Consider the following 17,694-nt stretch of genomic DNA (forward strand, 5'->3'; position numbering starts at 1 on the left):
AGGACGTTGCAACGGCTGCAAGAGCCGAGCCGTCCGTGAAGGCGGATCTTCTGGCGTTGGCGCAGCCCCCAGAAGTTCTCGAGCCTCACATCATCTATCCGCGGAGCCTGCCTGCGACCTTTGATCGTGTTGCCTTCAACCTGAACTACCTGACGGCCGAGCAGGCCGCGACCCTTCGTCAGCGTGCTACGGATAGCGGGCTCTATGTCGAGGACGTTGCCAGGGAGTTTGGCCTGTTGGAGGAAAACGTGCAGCAGGTGCTGGCGGTGCAAGGCTGCGACATCTACGTGGATGCCCGGCACTTTGGTACGCCGCGGCTTCTGACCTGGGAGTCCAAGCTGCGACGCAGCGGCGCAGCACCGCAGATGCGTAAGGTCTCGGCACAGGAGCTGGCAGTGCTGCGCCAGCAGCGCGGTTCCGGTCAACAGCTGGATACCGACTTGCAGACGTTGACGCTCGCACGTCGGCTGATCTCGGATTGCGCCGCCCTGATCGCCTCGGACATTCACATCCTGGTCCGCGATGACCATACCGAGATTCAGGTACGGATCAAGGGCGATTTGCGTACTGTGGCGGCGCTGTCGATGCGTCGCGAGGAGGGGGAACGCCTGATCCGCGCCATCTACACCGGCCTCGCGACGGTAAAGGCGGCGACATACAACCCGCTCGACGTGCAGGACGCGCAGATCGCGGGAGATGCATTGCCCGGGACAGGGTTGTCGAGCGTTCGTATCGTGCGCGGGCCGGCCTATCCAGTGGAGGGCGGCGGTGGCTTTCTTGTTGCCCGACTGCAGTACCGAGAGCATCACGAGGGGGCGCTGAAGGCGGACGCGGTGGAGGCCGCGAAGCGACTGGATTTGCGCGCGCCGCAAGCGCCGAGCGGTGAGTTCAAGCTCGGCCAGATGGGATACACGCCGCTTCAGGTGGAGCTCGTTTCGCAACTGTTGCGCCGGCCCATGGGGGTGATTGTGGTCACGGGGCCGACCGGAAGCGGCAAGACGACGACGCTGTTCGAGTGCACCCGGCACCAGGCGCGCCTCTTTCCGGAAAAGCGGCTCGTCACCATCGAGAACCCGACCGAATACCCGATGGACTGGGCGGTCCAGCTCACCACGGAGAGCGAGCGGTTCCCGGAAATGTTGCGCATGACGCTGCGGATGGACCCGGATGCTGTGCTGCTTGGGGAAATCCGGGGTGTCGAAGAGGCCATCGCGACGTTGCAGGCCGCGGCAACGGGCCATTTGGTGCTCACGACACTGCACGTAACGGATCCGTTCGAAACGTTCTCGCGGTTGATGATGCTGGACCACGTTCGTCTGGCCATGGGGGTGATCGCGAATCACAACCAGATCATCGGCCTGATTGCCCAGCGAATCGTGCCGCTGCTTTGTCCGAAGTGCTCACTGCCGCTCGAGCGTGCCCCGCAGGCGCTGCCGGACTATATGCAGAGAGCCCTGCAGTCTTGGGGCGACCTGTCCGGAGTCCATGTGCGGGGAGCCGGCTGTGACCATTGCCATGGCGAGGGAATCGTTGGCCAACAGGCTGTCGCCGAAGTGGTCGTGGCAAGCGAAGCGCTGATGCAGGACTGCATCAACGAAGGCGTGTTGGTCGCACGCCGGAAGCACCGCGCGCGCCCGGGGTCGGACAAGCCCATGATCGCGCACGCGATGGACCTTGTGCTCGCGGGTCGCCTGAGCCCGGTCGACGCCGAGCGCAATGTGGATGCGATTCCGATGCGGGAGGAACTATGAGCGGACTGGCTTGGACCATGCGCCGGCGCCTGTACCAACAGGCATCGAGCCAACTAGAAAACGGGCTGACCCTGGCGCAGATCATTGAGGACTTCCGTGAGCGGCAAGCGCGGCGCGGCCGCAAGCGAGCGGCGGAGGCGGCGCACGAAGTCGGTCGTCAGGTGCGGGATGGCAAGACGCTGATGGCTGCAATGGGGCCGGGCCTGAGCGACCTTGAACGCAGCGTGCTGGACGCTGGTGAGAAGGCTGGTCAGTTGCCGGACGCCATGCGCCTCGTGCTGGACGTTCGTGATCTGACGACGCGCCTGCGTCAGAAGCTACAAGCGAGCTTCTTTGCGCCGGGGGTGTATCTCGTCACGCTGTATGCGGTCCTGTTACTCATTGGCGGCTACATCGTTCCGCAGTTCCTGGGCGTCCTGCCCATCGAACGGTGGACGGACTGGGCCTATGCCATGTACCTGTCTGGTGAACTTGCGGTGGGCTGGCCGGCGCCGTTGCTCTTCGGAGGGCTGGGAGGCTATGTCATCTGGAGTTGGTGGGCGCTTGCACGGTGGACCGGTTCAAGCAGGCGGTTCTGTGACCAGCATGTCTTCCCGTTCACCGTGTACCGGGAAATCACTGGCTTCACCTGGTTGCTGTCCTTTGTTGCCTTGCTTCGCGCGGGGGTGCCGGACATTGCCGCGTTGGAGAGCCAGATCGCCTCGGCGTCGCCGTGGCTGGCCTCGCGCCTGCGGCCGATCCGGCTTGGACTGGCCGACGGCCTGGATCTGGCAGAGGCCATCCGGCAAGCGGGGAACGGGTTTCCATCCCTGGACCTGATTGACGAAATTGGAGCCTACGCCGGCTTTGATGACTTCACGGAAAAGATCACCGTGGCCGTCCGTCAGCACGCGGAAGTCATTGAGCGACAACTGCTCGCGAAAGGGATGGTGATGTCGGCGATCTTCACTGGCCTCATGTTCCTCGCCTTCATCGTGCTTCAACTCGGTGCCAACTCTCTCTCGTCGATTCTCACGTCATCGATGGGGCAGTTCTAAAGTCGACGTGCTCAAACCTGATAGGAGTGTCAAATGGATGGAATTCTTGGGCGCGTCGTCGCTACTGTGTTGGGCCTGCTTGCGCTGGTCGGGATTGCTTACGCCAGCTATAACGGGTTTCAGAACCACAAGGCCGGTGTAGTCGCGACGAACATCACGCAGATCATCACGAACGCGCGGGGAGGGTTCTCGCAGGGCAACAACGGCTACACCAACTTCACCACAGCGAATGTGCCGGCCATGATTACTGGCGGAATGTTCCCGACAGACATGGTGCGTGGCACGGCCCTGGTCGATACCTGGGGAAACACGATGACGCTTTCGTCGGCCAACAATGGTTCGCAGGGCGTCATTGCGTTCGGTGGCGGCAATGCACAGACCGCAAAGCAATGCGTCAGCGCGGCGCTTAGCCTGAAGGACTACGTCACGCTGGTCGTCGGTACCACGACCTTCACGCAGACGACCCTGCCTGACCAGGCGACCGCTGGTGCCGCTTGCAGTGCGACTGCCACCTTCACGCTCACATTCCAGTGAGAGATCGGCCAGGCGCGACGACCTAAAGGGGACGAGCATGGGATACCTCGTGTTGCCAATCGCCGCGGTGCTGTTCTGCGCGGGAATCATGGCGCAGGGCTGGCAGCTGGCACTGGCTGTGCCGGGGGCCGGGGTTCCCGGCCGCATGGAGTCAGTCGCGACGGTGACTGCCCAGCAGGCGCAGGCGTATGGCGCCGCGTGCGTGATGACCGCCGGCGCCACGCCCGGATTGGTCGGTGCGAGTGTGACGCCGGTGCTGCCATCCGGGATGGTGACGCCGGCGGGTGCCGGCTGCATGGCCGTTGCCAAATCTGGCGGCGGACGAGACGTGTACGGCTACGTGCAAGTGTCTTCCGGCGCTGGCGCCGCGCTACTCGGCAGCACGCAGGGCAGTCTCGCGTGGTTCCGGATTCGAAGCCATGGCACGGCCGTCAACATCGCCACGGGCAGTACTTACAACGTGCCCGCGACCATTCCCGTAGGCGCGCTGGTCCACTGGGTCCAGCTGAACACCTGAGAAACGCATGGAATCGATCGTTGGATATCTCATCGCGCTGATGCTGTCGATGCTGAGCCTCGCAGGCTTTGCGACGTGGGCAAAGGCGGGGGTGACGAATGTGCAGACGGCGGCCGCGGCCAGCCAGATGCTGGTCTTTGACAAGGCTGCGTTGCAATACGTGCAGGACCAAGCCGCCACGCTCGTTACGCAAGCGACCGCTACTGTGCCTGTCTCAGTGACGCCAGCGATGCTTGCCAGCGGCGGCTATCTGCCCGCCGGCTTCTCGGCGACAAACGTGTTCGGGCAAACCTGGTTGCTTCAGGTCCTGCAGCCGACACCGAACAATCTGCAGGCGCTTGTGACCTCACAGGGCGGCCGCGCCATTACAGACACGCGGCAGCTCGTGCAGATCGCTGCGCAGACCGGCGCGCAAGGCGGCTTTGTTCCTTACGCCGGGCAGAACGGCGATCCGACGATGTCGGCGACCAATGCCTACGGGGCATACGGTGCCTGGCAGGTGCCACTAGCCAACTTCACGAATCCCGGCAGTGGCCGCCTCGCTTCATTGCTGGCTTTCACCGGTGCACAGGCCAACAACGGCTACCTGTATCGAGTACAAGTTCCAGGGCACCCTGAACTGAACAAGATGCAGACCTCCATCGACATGGGGGGCAACGACCTCAACAGTGCGGGCCGGGTAACGGCGAATACGGCGTTGACCAGCGGTGGCGATACCTATCTGACAAGCACGGGCACGCCGGGCGCTGCGTGCGGCGTCGGACTCAAGGGCTCTATTCGCACAAGCACAACAGGCACCGGGTTAGTGATCTGTAACGGCGTGTGGGAGCCGATTGGTACGGCCCTTGCGGGCGTTACGAGTGGCACGTCATGCAGCACGCCCAATCAACTTGCAACAACAGCGGGCAATGCCGCCTACATTTGCCGCGGTGGGGTCTACGTTTCGCTATTGAACTTGTTACCGAAGAACACGGAGCAGGCCCGATACGTCGTTGGCGACAACAATGTAACCGTGCCCAAGCCGGCATGTGACGCTGGGGGTTCTCCATCGTTTTCATTTGAGGCTCGCACGATGGGCACCGACTTTAGCGCGGCGCCGCCTTATACCGCCGTCCGCTATAGCGCGGATGACTATGGTTGGGCTTGGGTGCCACGCATCGTGCTAGTCAATATGAATGGCAGTCTTGAAAGCGGCAACAACATCGGTCTGCAGGGCGTCTTCAAGGCTGAGTGCTACTACCCATAAATAGAACCACACTATGATATCGATCGCTCGCCGCGCGCTCGTCTTCCTGTCGGCAGCTTGTGCCCCGGCCCTGTGTTGGGCACAGGGGCTCAATGTCCAAATGCCGTATGGGAGCAATTGCCCTGGTGGCTACCATTGGGAAAAGATGAGCGGCTTTTCGCAGTGCATTCCTGATCCGCCCCCTGTGCCACCACCGCCGCCACCGCCGCCCGCGCTGACCTGCCCGGATCCGATGTCGACAAAATCCTATGCTCAGGCTGATCTGGTGGCGGACCAGTCGGATAACGGAGGCCCCCCAATGTGGCAAATTTACGTCTTCTATATGGGCAGTTTTAAGAGCTACTGGACGGACGGAGCGTCGGCAGACATTTTCGCCACCTTGGATTATGCCATTCGAAATTCGGGCTTGATCCCAGGATCAGTGTTCTGGAATTTCTCGGGCGTACAGTATCGGCAAGCAATTTGTACGCCATAGCGGGGTAAAAAAAAGGTTCTTCGCCGATCTGCGTGACCGTTTAGAAACAAAAAGGGCCAACACGCCCACCACTGTTATCTTGGAGTTGCGACACAACAAGAATCAGGAAGGTGGAGGTTGGCCCCACGCGATTGTATGGCCCAGCTCGGCTGCTGGGAAGGCTATCGCTTGCGCGATAGTTGGGAAGAGACCCGCAATGGGCAGCGTATTTGCATCATCCGGCTGGAACCTAAGGGGCGCCGTAGGCGGTGCTGCGATGGCTGTGGTCGGGGCGTTAGCAGTATCCATGATCGGGTAGAGCGGCGCGTGCGGGATCTGCCTGTGTTCGAGATTCCGGTGGAGCTTATCGTGCCGCGACTTCGTCTGGCTTGCCGGCGATGTGGCCCGAAGCTGGAGCGCCTGGACTGGCTCGCGCCCTATGCGCGGGTTACGACGCGGCTTGCGGCCAGCGTAGCGCAACTGTGCAAGGTCATGTCGTTGCGCCATGTCGCGGCCTTCTACCGGTTGGCCTGGACCACGGTCAAGCGCATCGATCTCCGCCATCTTGAGCGGGAATTGGGGCCGGTCGATTTGAGCGGGGTCACGGTGATCGCGATGGACGAGTTTGCGATCCAGAAGGGCCATCGCTATGCCACAGTCATCGTCGAGCCGTCGAGCAAGCGGGTACTCTGGGTCGGGCGCGGTCGCTCCCGAGAGGAAATCCGGCCCTTCTTTAAGCTGCTTGGCCCTGAAGGCTGTGCCCGGCTTCGCGCCGCGGTGATGGACATGAATACCGCCTACGACCTTGAAGTGCGGATGCACTGCCCGCAAGCGGAGATTGTCTATGACCTGTTCCACGTGGTGGCCAAGTACGGCCGTGAGGTCATCGACCGCGTCAGGGTGGATGAGGCTAATCGGCTGCGCGGCGACAAGACCGCCCGTAAGGTGGTGAAGTCTTCTCGCTGGTTACTGCTACGCAATCGGGAGAACGTCACTCGTGAGGCCGATCAGATCCGGCTTGATGAAATACTGGCTGCCAACCAAGCGCTGATGACCGTCTACGTGCTCAAGGACGATCTCAAGACGCTCTGGACATATCGGCATCCCGGCTACGCCCGGCGCTTCTGGCAAGGGTGGTACGAGCGCGCAATGGCCAGCGGCATCGCACCTCTGTGCCTGTTCGCCAAACGCCTCAAGCCATACTTACCAGGCATCCTGGCTCACAGCCGCTGGCCGTTGGGAACCAATCTGGTGGAAGGCATCAATAACCGGATCAAGGTCATCAAACGGATGGCCTATGGCTTCCGCGATGACCATTACTTCTTCCTCAAGATCCGGGCGGCCTTCCCCGGAAATCGGTGAAGAACCAAAAAAAAGCAAGGTCGCACGGCGCCAGTAGTCGATGCATCATAATGAAAAAACCCGCCACAGTTGGCGGGTTTTTCTTTGTGTGGATTGGTGCATAAAGCGGCCTTACGTCGGTGGTTGCGTCACGGCCATGATTCACTTTCCCCTTCTACTTTCGCGTGTGTTCGCTGGTGCGCGGCGGGCGGAAGACTTCTCGCGTCGACGCCCGGTGCTCCGCGATACAGGGCTCGCCTTCCAGCACCTGCTGGAGAGTGTCAGCGACAAGCTGGGTGGCGAGAGAGAGGCGGTCCTCGCGGCATGTCCTGCAGCTGATGGGCTTCTAAGCGCCGGTTGTTGTGCTCGCTGGCGCCAATGAAAAAAGGCCACACGCGGCGGCCTCCTTGCTTGCGATCACGGACGCTCAGTTGGCCTTGAACATCCAGCTCTTGGAGACGGCAGTACCATTGCGCGCACCAGCGAAGGTGGCCGTGTAGGTCTTGCCACTCGGCAACGGGCTGAGAGGAATGAAGAAGGCCACGCCAGGAAACAGCATCGCATCGGCCTGTGCGCCGCTCGCAGTCGTACCGCTCAGCGCGTTGGTGGCCACCAGTACACGGCCAGGGATGGTTGCGCCCACGCTGTCCACCAGGGTGAAGTTGCTGACTGTCAGCGCATCGCTGAAAGCATCTGCACGCACGCGCACCATCAACGGATGACCCGGCGCAGTGATATCCGGGGCCGGTTGCGGGCTTTCTGCTGGCATCGTGCCATCCACGGATGAGCCATCAATCGGCGCGACACCAATTGCGTTTGCCGCCATCAGTTGGCCCGCGCCGACCGGCTGCGAGTTTGCCAGGGGCGTGCCGGTGACTCCAGTTACCGTGCCCATATCAATCGAGCACGAGTATTCATTGATACCCAAGCCAACCGTTTCAACAGGCCCGGTAAGTGCTTGCAGATGGTAGACGCTGTTGGTCATTCGCAGACAAAGCGGCACCCAACTCACTGGCAGAAGTCCAGTACCGTTGGCCGATTCAGAAATCCACTGCGCCGCGTCGATACCCGCCTTCGTTGCACGGCTGCGCGGGGTCGCTTCATAGTAGGACGGGTTGCCAGCCGTCTCATCGTGACTTACGACCAGATTGGCCTTCATGTAGTCGGCATGGGCCTGAGCTGCCACGTCGAGCGTGGCGTCCTGGCGCAGCAAGCCAACGCCCACGGCGCTGCGGAACGAATTTAGCTGCTCAAACAGCTGGGTGCGCTGATCCGTGTAGGTGGCTGCCGGAACGCTGGTAACCGGCGCGATGGAGGTCGGCGCTTGCGGTGTCGTCGGCGTGGTCGGAGGGGGCGGCGCCGCCGGAGACGACGAGCCGCCACCATCACCTCCACCACCGCAGGCAGAAAGGGCAAGGGCCGAAGCCACAGCGATTGCAAAGAGAGAGAAATTGTTCTTGGTTTTCATATTGTTTCCTTTTGCTGGAAAGTTGTGGCTCACCGTTCGAACCACTTAATTCCAGCTTACCGAAGGCAGCACAAAGTCAAGTCGCTGGCGTCCCGACGAAAAGCAGCCAAGGATGGCCGCACGGGTTCATATTCGGCAGAATTTTTCTCAAACTTAACCCCACTTCGAGGGGGAGCGTAAGGCCTGCCGGGGCTTTCGGGTACCGCGCCAGCGATCTCACCTGTCGTGCCAGTAGGTCCCGCAGTGGTTGCAGAAGTGCTGGTCGCGATTTGACGATGGTGCCCACGAATGCCTACGGGGCATACGCGAATGGCTGAAGATGGAAGCGTATCGAAGTAAGCGGCCAGGTGCCCGCCAATCAAGTCCGCGATCACCTGAGAGCTTCCCTTATATGGAATATGCCTCAGATTCCGCAGGCCGGTGGTTTGCGCGAATAGTTCTCCGGCCATATGCGTGATATTTCCCGTTCCCGCCGGTCCATAGTTGACTGGCTCTCTTCTTGTCGAGACAAATCGGACGAATTCGTGCACTGAATTCGCTGGTGTCTTCGTATTGACAACAAGAACCAGCGGCGTGAATGCCACTAGCCAACTTCACGAATCCCGCCAGTGGCATCGACATGGGGGGCAACGACCTCAATAACGCGAACCGTGTAACGGCGAATACAGTGTTGACTAGCGCGGGCGATACCTATCTGGCAAGCATCCGAAAGAGGCTATGGGGCGGCTCTCATCGGCCAAGTTTATAATTGGCCAATGCAACGACTTCAAGCCTTCAAATACGAACTGAAGCCGACCGGCGAACAGCAGCGTGACATGCGCCGCTTCGCCGGCTCGTGCCGGTTCGTCTACAACAAGGCGCTGGCGTTGCAGAAGGAAAACTACGAGGGAGGCGGCAAGTTTATCGGCTATGTCGCCATGGCAAAGCACCTGACGGGATGGCGCAACGGGCCGGAGACACCGTGGCTTAAGGACTCTCCCGTTCATCCGCTGCAGCATGCCCTCAAGGACCTGGAGCGGGCCTACAAGAACTTCTTCGCCAAACGGGCCGCGTTCCCGCGCTTCAAGAAGATGGGACAAGGCGACAGTTTCCGCTACCCCGACGCGAAACAGCTCAAACTGGACCCGGCCAACAGTCGTATCTTCCTGCCCAAGCTTGGATGGTTGCGCTACCGCAACAGCCGGAATGTGCTGGGCGATGTGCGCAACGCCACCGTATCCGTGAGCGCGGGCAAGTGGTTCGTCTCGATCCAGACGCAACGTGAGGTCAGGCCGCCCGTGCCTCAGGCCACGAGCGCCGTCGGCATCGATGTTGGCGTGACCCGCTTTGCGACGCTCAGCGACGGAACCTACCTGGCGCCGCTCAACAGCTTTAGGCAGCTCGAAGCCCGGCTGCGCCGAGCGCAGCGGACGATGAGCCGCAAACAGAAGTTCAGCAGCAACTGGAAAAAGGCAAAGGCCCGCGTCCAACGCATTCACGCCTGCATCGGGAACGCCCGCCGAGACTACCTGCACAAAGCCACGACCACGATCAGCCAAAACCACGCGATGGTGTGTATCGAGGACTTGCAGGTGCGAAACATGTCCAGGTCGGCAGCGGGCAGCACCGAGAAGCCAGGCAGGAGCGTTCGGGCCAAGTCTGCCCTGAACAAAGCGATTCTGGATCAGGGCTGGTTCGAATTCCGCCGCCAGTTGGAATACAAGTTGGCGTGGGGCGGCGGCTGGCTCGTTGCTGTGCCGGCCCAGAACACGAGCAGGACGTGTCCGGCGTGCGGTAGCGTCAGCGCGGACAACAGGCTTACGCAAGCTCGGTTCGCCTGCATCGAATGCGGTTTCGAGAAAAACGCCGACGTTGTCGGCGCGATCAATGTTTTGGCGCGGGGACACCGCGTTGCAGCCTGTGGAGAGCCGGTGCAGTCAGGCCGCTCTGCGAAGCAGGAACCCACCGAAGTGGCTGCGCAGTTCACCGCGTAGCGCCGTAGGAATCCCCTTCCATTCCGCCGACAGGCGGTGTCGAGGGAAGGGGAGGATGTCAATCCAGCTTACCGAAGCCGACGCAAAGTCAAGTCGCGCCGTCATCCCGACGAAAGGCAGCCAGCTATCGGCTGCGTTGGCCTTCTTCGGCAGGGAGGGGACGAATTTTAACCCTTAATTCGAGGGGGTGAGAGAGGCATCGGCATAGCGGGTGTCTATCACGACCGTCGCAAGCAAGCAGGGTATTACCGTCACGAACAGCTCAGCTGTCGTATAGGTACGATCCGCAGTGGTTGCAGAAATGCTGGTCCCGATTCAACAGTAGGCCGGCATTACGCCAGAGCCGAATGCTACTCGAATTGCAATTGGCGCATGCAATCCCCCGCTTTATCCGGCAGTGGAGGTACTTTTCCAAATGCTGAGCCAGTGTCACACGCCTACTACGGGTGACAAAGAGAAGCAGAAATGGCGTGGTTACGGTAAGTACATAGGCCAGCGCGTCCCATAAGAGAGGATTCTTGCCGCGCCTGTACGCAAGATACGCTGTAATGGCTATGCAGAGCCCTTGGAAGGAAAGTAGTCCGATATGCATTGTACTTCTACGTATTCGAGACGGCGCAATTGCCTGCGCTGCATTCGTTGGAAAGTGTCTGGATCAAGAATCAGCGGTCTAATGCGCATCTCCGCTGCGCCGGCGACGCCGCCAGGGTGCCGTGGCGAGTGTGCCGGAGCAGGTCGGGCACGAGTAGGATCGGCTAAGCTCAATCCGCGTGCCGCTGTTCGCTATCAGGTAGTCGGTCCCGCACGTCCTGCACGCGGCGAGGGACACCTCCGATTCTTCAGCCATGGTGCGCGCCAGATAGCTGGCGCGATCGGCTGTGAGTCGGAGGTCCGAGGCGAAAGCTTGCGCCGTGACGTTATAGGCAGCAATCAGTGCTTCCGGTACTTTTGCATCCTGGCTGATACAGATGCGGTAGAGCCACAGAAAAACTGTGGACTGCACGCGTGTATTGGAAGACTCGAAATGCCACGCGACGGAGCTTGGCATCTGGCCGCAGGGAGAGGACTCACCGTGGTATTCGTGGTAAACCTTTCTGGCCTTTGCCGAGTTGATAGAGAGAAGTGAGGCAACGCTCGAAGCGCGGCAGCCCATGGCGGTGAGCATCATGCAGTAGACATCAGTCTGCAAGCGATCGAGGCGCAGGTGTGTCCAACCTTGCTTGCCTTCCGGCTTTTCGACACGGAGTTGGGAGAAGCGCATGAAATAGTGCCCCAACATGTCGTACGATACGCGGTCGGCCGAATGTTCAATGAAGAAGACCGGGTCCGAGATGCGCCATCGGAAAAGGGGGAACTGTATTCGGTTCACTGCGAGGTCGAGCTGATGCTGCGGCAATCCACGTAGGTAGTGAGCAAGCTCCAAGCTGATGCCGAGCAGAGGCGCGGCGAGAATGCTGGCATGCAGCAGTTCAACCATGAGCCACACGTAGGCACGGTTGTTGTGATAGAGAAGGATCTTGTCCACACTGTCGAGGACAGGCATTTGCATTTGCACCTTGTCTACCGCCAAGGTTGTCGTGCGTCCGGCGACCAGCGCCTTCCAGTCCTCCGCCGATGTAATCGATGGGACCACGGTCATAAATGGCGTGCCCATCAGCTTGCGAAAGCCAGCCTCGTTCTTGCGCAGCGCAGCGATCTCTTCCTTTCGGACGCCAAACGTCTGAGCAAGCGTGGCGTGCCGGATCAAAGCCTCCTCCATATAATCGGTGAGGTGATAGTTGGTTGAGCGAACGCGTTCGGCTGACAGTTTCGACAGTCCAAGCTTGTCGAAATCGCCGCGCAAGATATCAAGCTTCATTACAGTTTCCTCGTGCAGTATTTATTTTTTTTAAATGTTTGAGTTTCGAAATCCTCACTTTGCAGGTGGGGTTACTTTGTATGGTTGAGTGCCGCGACCAACTCCCCGTGATAGCGAGAGACGACGGCCGCCATCGTTTCAAGTAGAGGGCGGAACCGGGCGGAATCTTGGTTCATTAAGACTCGCAGTTGAGTCCGAGAAAATTTCGTTGCCATGACTTCGAAGTGTTCCTGGAGGTCGGCCAGCAGCGCCCGAGTATCCGCGTCGTTAGACTCTGCCGCACTGGCGGTCTCCAGCCGGTGCAAAGTGTCTTGGAGTTCCTGCTTAGCGGCGGCCAGCCGCTGATTGACGGCTTCGATGGCCGCTTCAACGGAGATGTAACCTTCAGGTGGCACTTCACGGACGACTTCTTTCGTTTCGATCCGAGACTTGGCATTGACGGCTTGATCAAGGAGGCGGTCGCGCTCGTGAGTCAAATCGTCAATAGCGATCTGAAGCTTGCTCACAGCATTGTTACTTCTGGCGAGATCGACTTGCGCGTCCGAAAGCGCCGCGCGATGTGTGTCACGTTCAGTGGAAGCCTGGTGGGCTTGCGCACGGAGGTGCTTGATCTCGAACTCCATGTCCCGTTGGTGGGTGACCGCGTGGGCGAGCTCTTCCCTCACGCCTTCGAGTTTTGCCGACGCTTCCAATAATTGTTCGTCGGACTGGCGGGTCTTGAGCATCAGCTTGCGGACGTCGTCACGGGTCAGTTCATTGTTCTTCTCCTTTGCCTCCATGATTACCAGTAGGTCATCGTCTGACACCTTTTCACGGACCAGCATGGCCAATTCTCCAAAGGTGAAGAGGTTGACCGCCCTGTTGTTATCCAGGAAGCGTCTGTACGTCTGCATGTGAACGTACATGGACGACCTTCCCAGGCTCAGGACTTGCTTGCAGTAATCCAACAGTAGGGCGGCTGCATGCCTGCGGGCGAGTCGCCGGTTATCCGAAGAGGCCTCGAAATTGCTGAGCATTGTCGAGTGGATCTGAGCAAGTCTTGCTCCGACAGCAAGCTGTTCCGTCTGAATGCGCTCTTGGCTCAGCAAGATTTCTCGGCTGGCTTGGACAATGCGTCCAACCTCGGCGGAGTCGAAGCGGTCGGTGAGGACTGCGCGCGCGAGCTGCACAAGCTGAGCCCCCTTGTCCTCAAGTGGGTCGTCCGAGAGGATGGATGGAAGGTTGTTAGATTGATCCATAGATTTTTCTTTTTCGTGGTCTTGTCGCCGGCGAAGCCGGTTGTTCCAACCGTACATGCACCGTCAGCTTGTCAAGGGCGCGACGGGCGGGCCGAAGGGCGAGTCGGAACCCGGTGCGTTCCCACTTGGGCAGGGAACATGTCGAGCTTATGCGCGTCTTTCCGGGGCAATGGTCTGGAAAGACGACGAATGGGGCATAGCTTTCGCCGCTCGTGCTCGGACTATCGGCAAAATTCGGAAGGGGTGTAGGTGTTTACCCCTATAGTGGGGGGGTGTCGGGGAGCGGCTGTTTGGCAGTTTACGTATTCACAATTAAGCAAAGCGGGGCGCCGAATACTGCTAGCTTTCCGGAACTTCTGATTACCCCCGGACTCGCTGCCAATCGGTGGCGCACAGATTGCGCAGTAGGCCCAGCGCCCACGTCTGAGCGTCAGTTTTTGTGCTCAGTCCAACAGGTTGGACTGACTTTCCCGGAAAGACGCATAGTTTTGGTGAGCTTTCCGGGGATTCGGTGGGCCAAAGATGGATTACCGTTCTATGAACACACGCGTCCCAGGCGCATCGACATGACAGGGCAAAGCGCCACGCTTGCTTCGTCCCATGACTTCCCTTCAGTTTGCGAATCCCTGAGCAGTGTCCTTGCCCGATGCCGTGTGCATTCGGCAAGCGCGTTGCCGCTTCAAGGATTCCTTGCTCTTCTGAGCATCGAATAATCGCCCGATATTTCTGTCGGGAAATCCTATTTTCAGTTTTCAAGAGAGAAAACCATGGAATCCTTGTCCAATCTGCTGCGCTCGCCTATCCGCCTGTTCTTTTCGCTGATGGCGATCTATGTGGCAACACAATCAGCGGTTTGCGCGTTGTTTCTCGCAATCGTCGGGGTATCTTGGGTCTATCACAATGTCTTCGGTCGCTCGCACATCGTGCCGACGCCCCGAGACGTTACGATGCCCAAGCCGCAAGCTGCACCTGTTGACCAGAGCGATTCGCAAGCGCCTCAAGCTCGTGCGTATGCGAAGTCCCCTGTCGTCGTTCCGTTGAAGCGCCAGGAAGCTGCTCGTCGCAGCGCCTGACCTGGTCCGCCCTCGTTCTAGAGGGCGGCTCTATCCACCTGTCGTGGGAACCTTGTTCCCACCGGCAGGTGGGCAATAGGGTTCCCATTCGGAGAACCCTATGGAAATGAAACCCGCCGCCTGGCAACTCGATTTCTTCGGGGACGCGGCACCTGTCAAAATCATCCCGCCAAAGCGCGACCCGTTGCCCGATCCAATTCACTGGAGCGACGGCGTACGTGAACAAATGGTTGACGCGCTGATCAGCCTCGCCTGCGATAGCCGTCGCGGCGACAATGTTCCCGAGTCCCTGGCCGATTGCGCCGATATGCTCCGTGCTCGCATGGAAGGAAGGGCCGTCGAGAAGGAAGACTATGACATGACGCTGGGCTGGATCTTTGGCTATTGGGACGGGGCGTTGCCCTATGCCTATGTCTGCGCCGTAACCGGCGTGAGTCCCGAGGTCCTGCAAGACATCATTCTCAACAACTCCCGTCTCAGGCGCGACCTGGCCGAAGTCCGCGGGATGCGTTGCGGGTCTCTGCTCTAGGAGTTGTCATGGCATTTCTTCAGAGACTGCTTGGCGCACTCCAGGATGCTCTCCAGCCTAGCACAGTCACACAAGAGCCCGTCCATTCGCCAATCGTTGGCACGGGGTCGAGCAACGAAGCCTACATCGAGATCAGCGGCGTCCCGAATCTCTTTCGCGACGAAGGCGGGCGCATCGTTCACTTCGTGGCAGCCTTCGAGCCCCGACCGACAGCGACCCGCTTTGGTCAGAAGCTCTTGCCAGACCCGGTCCCGTACTGGTGCATGGCTGGAGAATATCCGGGTGCAAAATTGGCTGATGTCATCGCTGGAGCGATTCGCGCAAATGCGACCCCGGCAGCGAGCATTGCGGCGACTAGCAACAACGGCGCAAGCATCCTATCGCGTAAGCCCTCCAGTGATGTCCTAGATGCCGTACCTGCGACGGTCAGCGCTCCCGCGCGCCGCGCGTCGAGCGGATCTGCGCATCGCGGCAAAATCATGTTCTGGGGCGAAGCCGAGTTCCCTGATCGCAAGCGCATCGGCCGGACCTACCAATCGTTTGCCCTGAAGCTAGAGACAGCGACAGGCTCCGAGACGCTGCAGGGCGAGGGCCTCAAAGACGCTATCTCCGAATCCGGGTGCCAACTTGGCGACTGGGTGGAAGTGCGGCGGCGGGAAAAGGTTAAGGTCCAGGCGTTCCACCAGAGGTCTGGAAAGCCAAAGCTGGACGATAACGGTCAACCCGTCCTGTGGGATAAGTGGCTGTGGTCGATTACGCGTTCACATTAATTTGAAAGGAAATCTCCATATGGCATCAGTCAACAAAGTCATCCTCGTCGGCAACCTGGGCGCGGACCCTGAAGTCCGCTACATGCCGAGTGGTGATGCTGTCGCCAACCTTCGCCTTGCTACCACCGATCGCTACAAGGACAAGCAATCCGGCGAGATGAAGGAAGCCACCGAATGGCACCGTATCTCGATGTTCGGAAAGCTTGCCGAGATCGCGGGCCAGTACCTGAAGAAGGGGTCCTCGGTGTATATCGAGGGCAGGATTCGTACTCGAAAGTGGCAGGACCAGTCCGGCCAGGACAAGTACAGCACCGAGATTGTTGCCGACCAGATGCAGATGCTGGGCGGTCGACAGGGCGGCGCAAATGATGGCGATGGCTACGGCCAGCAACCTTCCCGCCAGCAGCAGGCCCAGCAAGGTGGCCAACAGGGGCGGGATACGTCGGCGCGTCAGCAATCGGCGCCGTCGAATGGCTTTGAGGACATGGATGATGACATCCCGTTCTAGCCAAGGTAGGTCGCTAACCTGATCCGCAATTCGCTGATCATCTAAGGCATCCTCCCATTTCCCCCGTTGCAATTTCCTAGTGCCGTCGGCTTTCGCCGGCGGCACTAGGCAACCATCTCCTTCCGCCCGATTCCGGGCAGTTCCCCCAACGTTCTCGCGATTGTTGAAAAGACCCCCTGGTCCGGCCGGGGTGTCCTTTGAGCAAGCGTTTCCCCGCCTGTCTCAGGCATCGACCAACCATCATTCCGAACAGGAGTGCAAATGAACTTGAACTGGAGTCCGGCCCAGTGGTTGTCCGTACTGCTCAAGTACGGCATCCCTGAGTCGTCCCTATCCGGGCGCCCCTCGGCGTGCCCCGTTTGTGGTGGCAAGGACCGCTTCACCTATGACAACAAACGTGGCCGCGGTGACTGGGTCTGCCGGCATTGCAACGACGGCAGTCCGATGGCCGGCGATGGGCTCCAGCTCATCTGCCGGTTCACAGGCTTGTCGTTTGCTGCGTTGGCTAGCGAGATCGAGGGTGGCAAGCCGGTGTGCCTGGTGCCCCGGGCCTTGCGCCTTGCCCAGCCGAAGCCCGCAATGTCGGACGAGGCCAAGGCAAAGCGCATAGAGCGGGTCTGGTCCCGTGCCTCGGCACTGGCGCCGGGCGACGCTGCCATGCGATATCTCGCCGCTCGAGTACCAGGACTAGTTGCCCCGCGTCCTACCGCGTTGCGGCTTGCCGCGATGGACTATCGCCATGAGGGTGTCGTCTACGGACGCTACCCGACGATCGTCGCGCAGTTCACGCTACCAGACGGTCGGATGGCGACGGTGCACAGGACCGCACTGGATCCGGCCAAGCCGGCGAAGGCTTTGATTGTGACGGCTGACGGAGAAGTTCTGCCGGCCAAGCGCAATGATGTGACGGCGCATCCGCTGGCTGGCGGCGCAGTGCGGCTCATGCCTCCGCGCGATGGCGTACTGGGTGTGGCCGAAGGGCTGGAAAATGCCTACGCCGCCTACATGCTCTTTGGCGTGCCGACGTGGCCCTGCCTCAACCGGGTGCTGCTCAGCCGCTTTGTGGTGCCCGAAGGATTGGGCATCCACACGTTGCATATCTTCGCCGACTTCGATGAGGTTGATCCGAAGACGGGCAAATCGCCCGGAATGGCGGATGCGCTGGCCCTGGCAAAGCGGGTTCGCGGTGAAGGTCTTACCGTTCACGTACACCGACCCATGGTGCGTAGCACGGATTTTTGTGACCAATGGCTGACCGCCAGCCGGTTGCAGGACATTGCCGGCAAGCAGGCTGTCTGCGCGTAGCCGGTCGTTGCAAGCGCCGCACTTCGGGGCGGCATCCTCTTCTCTATCTGCCCTGCGGGTTCTGCCCGCACGGGAGAACCCTTTCGGCAGCT

General features: G+C 60.1%; 16 protein-coding genes. 12 read left to right on the forward strand and 4 right to left on the reverse strand.

Annotated elements, in window-relative coordinates; all coding sequences use genetic code 11:
• Nucleotides 1-35: 35 nt before the first annotated feature.
• The 6 genes from ACIGJC_RS29960 (at nucleotide 36) to ACIGJC_RS29985 (ending at nucleotide 6,901) form a co-directional block, all read left to right on the forward strand.
• The gene (locus ACIGJC_RS29960; RefSeq protein ID WP_483714546.1) at nucleotides 36-1,751 is read left to right on the forward strand and encodes a GspE/PulE family protein; all 1,716 of its coding nucleotides are present in this window, start codon (nucleotides 36-38) and stop codon (nucleotides 1,749-1,751) included.
• Nucleotides 1,748-2,788, forward strand: coding sequence for a type II secretion system F family protein (locus ACIGJC_RS29965; RefSeq protein WP_483714548.1), 1,041 nt, complete (start codon nucleotides 1,748-1,750; stop codon nucleotides 2,786-2,788). The genes ACIGJC_RS29960 and ACIGJC_RS29965 overlap by 4 nt, the downstream gene beginning before the upstream one ends.
• 33 nt (nucleotides 2,789-2,821) lie before the next feature.
• Nucleotides 2,822-3,322 (forward strand): type 4 pilus major pilin, encoded by a 501-nt coding sequence (locus tag ACIGJC_RS29970; protein WP_483714550.1) that lies wholly within the window; start codon nucleotides 2,822-2,824, stop codon nucleotides 3,320-3,322.
• 37 nt (nucleotides 3,323-3,359) lie between these two features.
• Nucleotides 3,360-3,839, forward strand: coding sequence for a hypothetical protein (locus ACIGJC_RS29975; RefSeq protein ID WP_483714551.1), 480 nt, complete (start codon nucleotides 3,360-3,362; stop codon nucleotides 3,837-3,839).
• Between the two features lie 7 nt (nucleotides 3,840-3,846).
• Nucleotides 3,847-5,085: a shufflon system plasmid conjugative transfer pilus tip adhesin PilV gene (pilV, locus tag ACIGJC_RS29980; protein WP_483714552.1), complete on the forward strand. Its 1,239-nt coding sequence runs from the start codon at nucleotides 3,847-3,849 to the stop codon at nucleotides 5,083-5,085.
• Nucleotides 5,086-5,677: 592 nt separating this feature from the next.
• Nucleotides 5,678-6,901, forward strand: a complete 1,224-nt coding sequence (locus tag ACIGJC_RS29985; RefSeq protein WP_483714553.1) for an ISL3 family transposase — start codon at nucleotides 5,678-5,680, stop codon at nucleotides 6,899-6,901.
• Between the two features lie 406 nt (nucleotides 6,902-7,307).
• On the opposite strand, the gene ACIGJC_RS29990 is transcribed toward ACIGJC_RS29985, so the two are convergent.
• Both ACIGJC_RS29990 and ACIGJC_RS29995 read right to left on the reverse strand, forming a co-directional pair.
• Nucleotides 7,308-8,348: a CAP domain-containing protein gene (locus ACIGJC_RS29990; RefSeq protein ID WP_483714554.1), complete on the reverse strand. Its 1,041-nt coding sequence runs from the start codon at nucleotides 8,346-8,348 to the stop codon at nucleotides 7,308-7,310.
• Between the two features lie 56 nt (nucleotides 8,349-8,404).
• Nucleotides 8,405-8,932: a tripartite tricarboxylate transporter substrate-binding protein gene (locus ACIGJC_RS29995; RefSeq protein WP_483714555.1), complete on the reverse strand. Its 528-nt coding sequence runs from the start codon at nucleotides 8,930-8,932 to the stop codon at nucleotides 8,405-8,407.
• Nucleotides 8,933-9,103: 171 nt separating this feature from the next.
• Here ACIGJC_RS29995 and ACIGJC_RS30000 point away from each other — a divergent pair, with 171 nt between their 5' ends.
• Nucleotides 9,104-10,321, forward strand: a complete 1,218-nt coding sequence (locus tag ACIGJC_RS30000; RefSeq protein WP_483714557.1) for an RNA-guided endonuclease InsQ/TnpB family protein — start codon at nucleotides 9,104-9,106, stop codon at nucleotides 10,319-10,321.
• A gap of 670 nt (nucleotides 10,322-10,991) precedes the next feature.
• Here the strand turns inward: ACIGJC_RS30000 and ACIGJC_RS30005 are convergent.
• Nucleotides 10,992-12,179: a FlhC family transcriptional regulator gene (locus ACIGJC_RS30005; protein ID WP_483714558.1), complete on the reverse strand. Its 1,188-nt coding sequence runs from the start codon at nucleotides 12,177-12,179 to the stop codon at nucleotides 10,992-10,994.
• 71 nt (nucleotides 12,180-12,250) lie between these two features.
• Nucleotides 12,251-13,417 (reverse strand): hypothetical protein, encoded by a 1,167-nt coding sequence (locus ACIGJC_RS30010; RefSeq protein WP_483714559.1) that lies wholly within the window; start codon nucleotides 13,415-13,417, stop codon nucleotides 12,251-12,253.
• A 767-nt stretch (nucleotides 13,418-14,184) separates the two neighbouring features.
• Here ACIGJC_RS30010 and ACIGJC_RS30015 point away from each other — a divergent pair.
• From ACIGJC_RS30015 to ACIGJC_RS30035, 5 genes are all read left to right on the forward strand, one after another.
• The gene (locus tag ACIGJC_RS30015) at nucleotides 14,185-14,490 is read left to right on the forward strand and encodes a hypothetical protein (RefSeq protein ID WP_483714560.1); all 306 of its coding nucleotides are present in this window, start codon (nucleotides 14,185-14,187) and stop codon (nucleotides 14,488-14,490) included.
• Between the two features lie 100 nt (nucleotides 14,491-14,590).
• The gene (locus ACIGJC_RS30020) at nucleotides 14,591-15,019 is read left to right on the forward strand and encodes a hypothetical protein (protein ID WP_483714562.1); all 429 of its coding nucleotides are present in this window, start codon (nucleotides 14,591-14,593) and stop codon (nucleotides 15,017-15,019) included.
• Between the two features lie 8 nt (nucleotides 15,020-15,027).
• Nucleotides 15,028-15,789: a hypothetical protein gene (locus ACIGJC_RS30025; protein WP_483714564.1), complete on the forward strand. Its 762-nt coding sequence runs from the start codon at nucleotides 15,028-15,030 to the stop codon at nucleotides 15,787-15,789.
• 19 nt (nucleotides 15,790-15,808) lie between these two features.
• The gene (locus ACIGJC_RS30030; RefSeq protein ID WP_483714565.1) at nucleotides 15,809-16,297 is read left to right on the forward strand and encodes a single-stranded DNA-binding protein; all 489 of its coding nucleotides are present in this window, start codon (nucleotides 15,809-15,811) and stop codon (nucleotides 16,295-16,297) included.
• Between the two features lie 261 nt (nucleotides 16,298-16,558).
• A complete protein-coding gene (locus ACIGJC_RS30035; RefSeq protein ID WP_483714567.1) occupies nucleotides 16,559-17,602 on the forward strand; it encodes a primase-helicase zinc-binding domain-containing protein in 1,044 nt (347 codons plus the stop codon).
• The last annotated feature ends 92 nt before the right edge of the window (nucleotides 17,603-17,694 follow it).

It is taken from the genome of Cupriavidus sp. C3SS-1, from assembly GCF_057073755.1.

Excerpts from the sequence above, each read along its gene's own strand:
- ACIGJC_RS30035 (WP_483714567.1), top strand. The coding sequence starts at position 16,559 with ATGAACTTGAACTGGAGTCCGGCCCAGTGGTTGTCCGTACTGCTCAAG.
- ACIGJC_RS30010 (WP_483714559.1), bottom strand. The coding sequence starts at position 13,417 with ATGGATCAATCTAACAACCTTCCATCCATCCTCTCGGACGACCCACTT.
- ACIGJC_RS29975 (WP_483714551.1), top strand. The coding sequence starts at position 3,360 with ATGGGATACCTCGTGTTGCCAATCGCCGCGGTGCTGTTCTGCGCGGGA.
- ACIGJC_RS29965 (WP_483714548.1), top strand. The coding sequence starts at position 1,748 with ATGAGCGGACTGGCTTGGACCATGCGCCGGCGCCTGTACCAACAGGCA.
- ACIGJC_RS30025 (WP_483714564.1), top strand. The coding sequence starts at position 15,028 with ATGGCATTTCTTCAGAGACTGCTTGGCGCACTCCAGGATGCTCTCCAG.
- ACIGJC_RS30005 (WP_483714558.1), bottom strand. The coding sequence starts at position 12,179 with ATGAAGCTTGATATCTTGCGCGGCGATTTCGACAAGCTTGGACTGTCG.
- ACIGJC_RS29970 (WP_483714550.1), top strand. The coding sequence starts at position 2,822 with ATGGATGGAATTCTTGGGCGCGTCGTCGCTACTGTGTTGGGCCTGCTT.
- pilV (WP_483714552.1), top strand. The coding sequence starts at position 3,847 with ATGGAATCGATCGTTGGATATCTCATCGCGCTGATGCTGTCGATGCTG.
- ACIGJC_RS30015 (WP_483714560.1), top strand. The coding sequence starts at position 14,185 with ATGGAATCCTTGTCCAATCTGCTGCGCTCGCCTATCCGCCTGTTCTTT.
- ACIGJC_RS30030 (WP_483714565.1), top strand. The coding sequence starts at position 15,809 with ATGGCATCAGTCAACAAAGTCATCCTCGTCGGCAACCTGGGCGCGGAC.
- ACIGJC_RS30000 (WP_483714557.1), top strand. The coding sequence starts at position 9,104 with ATGCAACGACTTCAAGCCTTCAAATACGAACTGAAGCCGACCGGCGAA.
- ACIGJC_RS30020 (WP_483714562.1), top strand. The coding sequence starts at position 14,591 with ATGGAAATGAAACCCGCCGCCTGGCAACTCGATTTCTTCGGGGACGCG.
- ACIGJC_RS29990 (WP_483714554.1), bottom strand. The coding sequence starts at position 8,348 with ATGAAAACCAAGAACAATTTCTCTCTCTTTGCAATCGCTGTGGCTTCG.